Genomic DNA, 5,921 nt, shown 5'->3' on the forward strand with positions numbered 1-5,921 from the left:
CAGATGCGGATACTCTTGAAGCCAAGCAACAATCCAATCCTTGTATGGATCCAATTTCTTCTTCCTCGAACCTAATGAATTGACCCATTCGAAAGCTTCTTCCGGTGTCTTCTCCATGTAGTTATAAACCGTTGTGCGGGATACCTTCAACTGCTTTGCGATTTGCTGGATGGAAAAGCCCCGCTCCTTCATCTGTTGAATTTCCAAATATAACATTAACTTCTTCTTCACCTTTCGTCCTCCAATAACCTAAGATACCTTTAAAAGTATACAGGATTGGAGATATTTTTTGGCGAAAGTGTTCAATCTTATTCATCGAAAACTGTTCAATTTAGTTTAGCACTGACAATTTTTTGATTTTAATGATACCTCTATCGGAAATGAAGGGGTAACACTTCTATTAATTCCAAGATAAATAGCGTTCGTAATAAAGCCGCTACTTGATTTAATGTTCTTATCAAAACCAGTTTGAAGCATACTTTCTCCTAATACATTATAGGAAATTTCTCCTTCATTGTTATGCGTAAGAATATAATATCTTGAAATTGGTTCTGAATAAGCGATAGCATTAATTGTTAGTTTTAACTCAAATTTGCTGATTTTCCGAAGTTCTCCTCTAATATTCTCAAATTTTTGAACTCCACTTATAAATGTGTTGTTTCCATTAACTACATCAATCATTTGTCTAACAGCAAATTCGGGCCCTTGTCCATAAACATCTATATACAAAGTTTGCATAAGTATAGTAGGCATCAAACAATCATCTAATTTGATTGGTATGAATTTTACATTTTCGTTTTTGCTAGAGTTCATTAACATATTCTGCCATTCTATTTGGACCATTTTACTCTTTAAGCTATTTTTTGAAACAAAGAAAAAGAAAAACCTACACTTAGACATTCCTTCTGACATCTTATCGATTATGCCATCACCAGGTTGTATGGACCAACTATCATAAAAAATATTTGATTGCCCAAATATTTTTGAGAACTGAATTGCAATTGGTTCGATTAAAGGTTTATCTACAAAAGTATGACTGAAAAATATCATTATTTGATTCTCCTTTTTCATGAGTTGTTATATTGTCATTAACTAACTATTTATTTTATAGTTATTTTTCCGTTTGATGAATCCAAGTTAAATCCACTTGTGTGCTATTCGAAAATCCATCTTCATCTGACACTCACCATGTAACCTTCATTCCCGGATTATTATAACGTGGTACTGAAAAAGGCCATGCCTACGGTCTTTTTCCATCAACCTCGTTATAAATCACCATGACGGTTTATAACGAGGTTCAAAAGTGAAACATTGATTTATCAAGCTTTCAATACTCCACGTTATAATTTTACCGGGAATCCAGGATGTATCTGGAAATGAAATTATGTCATATAAAGTGAGTATTTGGTAACACAATCGAATAAAGATGATTGTATTAGTAATTGATGTCAGCTCTGCTCTAATTTCTAAAAAAGCGTGATGTAATTTTTATCGAATTTAGTTAAGTGCGCTGGAACTGCTTAGTTGACAATGTACCTGTCAAGAAATGGAGAATTTCCGATCTAATTTTTAGGATCGCACTGAGACAAGAGGATAGTTCAGCAGGAAAAAGATTAGATTGCAAATTTTCGTGTTTGCGATAGGTTTCAGTCACAATCATCAGCATTATTTAAGTGATCTCGATGGATTTCAGATATCAATAACTTACAGTCAGTTTGTGCGCTCTCAAGCTTCTTACAGATTTCGGATTTACCCAGACGCATATTTCTGATTTCTGAAATCTGTGAATCTATTTCGGTGATACGAGTACGGTAGTTTTTGGCCAAGAAATCGTCCAACGCATTGTTGAAGTATTTTACTACTTCGTTAGCAGCATTGTTAAATCCCGCGCGAAGTTCCTCACGATTTTTTTTCATTTCTTGTTGGCGCTTATCAGCATCCACATCTTCTTTTGCCTGCATTCCAAGCGAAAATACCACTCCAAATACACCAAGCATTTTACCGGCGACATTGATGCCTTTTACCCACTTGACAGCTTCCCACGGCTTAAAACTATGCCCAAAAAAGTGACCGATATTTAAAACCATTTGATGGACATTACTCCCTGTAAACGCTTTTAACCCATTTGCTGCAGCGTTTGAGCCAGCAGTACTTGCAATTATTTTACTACTTCCTTGAGCTAAAATTTCAGACTTAAACAGACGTTCAATGAGTGGGTTTCCTTTCGAATACTTACTTTCCAATTGGAATTTCAGATCCTGAGAAAAATCGGATTTATAGAATTCATCCAATTGCGATTGGCAATCGTTTGATAGTTCTGTAATTTTATTAGTCACGCTATCAATGCAGGTATTAGTAATAGTATCAACCTCGTTATAGGCAACGATAATTGATTCGTTTGCATCTGATTCATTGTCAAAATTGTAAACTGAATTAGCGACTTCACGACCTTTTTCACGTATTTGCAAAGCCGCATCTTCGAATATAGATTTAACTGTTATTTCTATACGCCATTGTGTGTTTACAATTATGCGGCGTTCTTGTAGTAGATGTTCTTCGAGTGCATCAATGTCACTGTCACCCGTGGAGGGCTGATAGTCATGTACAGCTTTTTGAAGAAGTTCGAACAACCTATATAGAACCGTCGTCATTCGCGAGGAAATAGCCTTATCTCGGACAAAAACGTTTAATGTGGCTACAAGTGTATCGAAATTGCTTCGTTCTCTGAGCTCTTCTGCGAGTTCAATATCCAATTCCGAAAGGCTATCTAAATATGATTCTGCATCAACGAAAACCGTCCTCAGTTGGTCTGGAGTATATGGTATGGTTACTTTCTTCAAGTCGTTAAGCTTGGTTTCTTGGTTCTCAATCGTATTACCGATATCCGCCATCTTGTTTACAATTAGAATCATTTCGCCAGCTTTGTCCTTTTCGAGTAATAATCTGCGGAAGTTCTGACCGATGAAATCATCGAATAATTCGTGTGTAACGACATAAACAAGCATATCAGCGTTTGCGATTGCTTCATACGAGATTTCGTCGTGATCGGGGCGGAGTGTCGTATGGATGCCCGGAGTGTCGATTACTTCTATCCCATTCCAATTATAGGAGTGGGTTTCTTGCGTCGTAATGCCTGCGCCAATTGCGATATCTTCGATCCCCGTTAAGGCTCTCACTAGACTCGATTTTCCAGAACTATACTGTCCTGCAAAGACAAGACTTAATGGTTTACTACCATCAAATACATCACGGGGCATACCGCTCTCATTGTATCCAATTTCATTGAACAACCGACGGACACTATCGAGTAATTTTTTAGCTTTTGCCGTCCAAATAGCAAGGTATACTGAATCATGTTCAATCATAGCGTTGTCCTCCATTTATTTCATAATTAGCAATTCTGTAATTTGCTGTGCCATTCGAATGCGGTTCTTGGTGCTCACATCAACATTATCAAGGAAAGGGATATGCGCGATTCGTGGACTATTATCGATATATTGAATTCTAATAGTGCCTCTGTCGCATCCCCGCCCAATGGCTTGTGACAACATTGCTTTTATGTTTTCTTTTTTGAACACAAACCAAATCTTTTCTTTAAGAAGATAAAATAAAGCCTTTGATGCGTCATCCGGAAAACGTTTTCCGTCGTCAAGAACAAGAATCATTGCGTATCCCGGTATTCTTGCTGTACTTTCTATATGCCATTCTAATCCAGCGTAGCCCAGATATGCTAATGCCTCTTTAATGACGGCTGCATTTATCTCTTGAAGCTTGCGATTAAGTGCAGTGGCAAAGTCTTGCTGCATTTTGGATAGCATAAAGATTGAACTAATAACATCGTCGATTGTACGGCTCATTGGGTATAGCTGTTTCTTCATTAATTCGTCATAGAATATGCAAAGCATTCTCTTCCTAAGTCCAACAATCATTTGGTCGATGTGGTCAGAGAGCTTTTTCTCTAATTTTTTACGGGCATCATGAATTTTCTTTTCGCGGTCACTAAACAAGAGTGACCCTAACCACCCAAAAAAACCCACTCCTAAGCCAATCCAGCCTATGGGACCTGTAATAAATAAGCTGGATATCATCAACCCCCCGCTTACCAATGTCGTAGCCCAGTTCCATATTCGTTTCCCGTCAATGAGCATATGCATATTAATGGAACTGTCAGAAAAGACTGTGTGAGAGAACCTTACCTCGGAGTTTATTTCACGGCTAATTTCTCTGAGTTCTTCCTCGCATTCTTTGCCAAGTTGTCTTAACAAGTTTGAGGCACGTTGTTCTACATTACGAGTTTTCAAAATTTTATTCCATTCATTGCTCGCATTTGAGTTATCATAGTTGTCCTCTGCAAAGGTGGCGATTTCGCGTTTTAATTCACCAGAAATGGAGGAAAGCAAAATCTCAATCCTTCTCTTTCCATCGGACTCAAATTCGTCTGTCCACTTCTTCAGCTTTTTCCGCTTGCCAACCAGAATAGTTCCTTGTTTGCTATTTTGAGCACTCTGAAAAAACAAGACTTCCAATGCATTTACGACAGGTACCACGACAATGTCTGAGAATGCCTTTAATTTGTAAAAACTACCATTTTTGGATATTTCGCTAACAATTAAGTTCTCAACATAGTTGAAGCGAGACAAGCCAAATAACTCAGCGCTACTCTCCTTGAATTCACTTTGTTGCGAAAGAAATGCAGATTTTAAGTGGACATAGGCGAATCGAATAGTGCGCCAATCCTGCCCGTATTGTGTTCCAAAATCGAAAAACTGCTGTTTAATTGTATCTAGTCGTTCAACGTCAAATTTCTTAAGGATATCGCGCTTGAACATCTTAAGGCTAGTTGAATTACTAATATCTGCCTTAAGATTGATTATGCAAATTACTGGTTTGCCGAGCCCAAGGATTCTGTTTAAACACTCTGCTTCACAGGCTTGCGGAGCATCGTCTGTTATCAGGAATAAAATCAAGTCACTTTTTTTAGCGGCGTCAAACGCCACATCCTCGTCTTCTTCCCCTTCGAATGCAGCTATTCCCGGAACATCAGTAATTTGTAAATCTCTATACATATAAGTTCTAACATCACGAGTCGTCCGTTGTGAACCCTTCCCTATAGACTCTCCTTTGCCGTGGGTCAAAATCTCCATAAGAGTAGATTTCCCCGCCATGGTTCTTCCAAAGAGCGTTATTGAGAAAGTTGTTTTTGATATCGAATCTATATCCTCCATGAGTCGTTGCGGAAGAATTTCAAAGTTCGAACGTATTGAGGATAGTTGTGATACCAAACTACTGGTAGTTGTGGCGTCATTAAAATTGCTAATTTCAAGATTAGATATTTCACTTTCTATTTCGCGTGACACAGTTCTAACCACCCGCTTGAGCAACAATACTGCGTCATTCGCAAGCACATGACCACGCTTTGCAAAAGCCTTACACTCGATTAAGGCAGCAGACAATTCATTTGACGGTTTGGGTTGTTTTTTAAAAAGCATTGATATCCTCCTGAGAAATGGCTAATACTGTCAAAGACCAGCTCTGATAGTCGTTATATATTATCTTTATTTATATAAAGCACGCACCACTTTACAACTTTTCACGCCCCTAAGGGCATAAAAATACAAACAACCCCAAATTTTTTGTATGATTGATTTGGATAAAAACCAACAAAAAAAGGGGGTTGTTTGCTATGAATCAATTATATCAAAAAGGCATTACAATCAAAAGTTTAAAATCATATTTCGCTCCTTATTTTGCCGGGATGACCCGGCCAACAGCGAATAAGTTTTTCCTTTTTCTTTTGGCGATCATTTCGATACAAGGGATTCAATCCGTCCGTTTTTTATACACTTGGTTTTTGAAGAGGATAGATACCTCTAGCTGTTTGAACTCGTATTACTATCTCCTATCTGAAGGGAAAATATCCC

General features: G+C 37.9%; 4 protein-coding genes and 1 pseudogene. 1 reads left to right on the plus strand and 4 read right to left on the minus strand.

Going from position 1 to position 5,921, the window contains the following annotated elements; translation table 11 throughout:
- The 4 genes from BMZ71_RS14235 to BMZ71_RS14250 all read right to left on the minus strand — a co-directional run.
- Nucleotides 1-231: helix-turn-helix domain-containing protein (locus tag BMZ71_RS14235; protein ID WP_143071460.1), on the minus strand; the 231-nt coding region annotated here is incomplete at its 3' end.
- Nucleotides 232-336: 105 nt separating this feature from the next.
- Entirely contained in the window at nucleotides 337-1,050 is a 714-nt protein-coding gene (locus BMZ71_RS14240; protein ID WP_177187637.1) for a toll/interleukin-1 receptor domain-containing protein, read from the minus strand.
- Nucleotides 1,051-1,646: 596 nt separating this feature from the next.
- Nucleotides 1,647-3,365, minus strand: a complete 1,719-nt coding sequence (locus BMZ71_RS14245; RefSeq protein WP_086990919.1) for a GTPase domain-containing protein — start codon at nucleotides 3,363-3,365, stop codon at nucleotides 1,647-1,649.
- Between the two features lie 15 nt (nucleotides 3,366-3,380).
- The gene (locus tag BMZ71_RS14250; RefSeq protein WP_086990918.1) at nucleotides 3,381-5,489 is read right to left on the minus strand and encodes a GTPase; all 2,109 of its coding nucleotides are present in this window, start codon (nucleotides 5,487-5,489) and stop codon (nucleotides 3,381-3,383) included.
- A 194-nt stretch (nucleotides 5,490-5,683) separates the two neighbouring features.
- Here BMZ71_RS14250 and BMZ71_RS15205 point away from each other — a divergent pair.
- Nucleotides 5,684-5,921, plus strand: a pseudogene (locus tag BMZ71_RS15205) (IS701 family transposase); the annotation flags it as partial.

Source organism: Trichococcus flocculiformis (assembly GCF_900113645.1).
Classification (GTDB): Bacteria; Bacillota; Bacilli; order Lactobacillales; family Aerococcaceae; genus Trichococcus; species Trichococcus flocculiformis.

What these genes read in the sequence shown, in the direction of transcription:
- BMZ71_RS14245 (WP_086990919.1), bottom strand. Translation starts at nt 3,365, where the DNA reads ATGATTGAACATGATTCAGTATACCTTGCTATTTGGACGGCAAAAGCT.
- BMZ71_RS14250 (WP_086990918.1), bottom strand. Translation starts at nt 5,489, where the DNA reads ATGCTTTTTAAAAAACAACCCAAACCGTCAAATGAATTGTCTGCTGCC.
- BMZ71_RS14240 (WP_177187637.1), bottom strand. Translation starts at nt 1,050, where the DNA reads ATGATATTTTTCAGTCATACTTTTGTAGATAAACCTTTAATCGAACCA.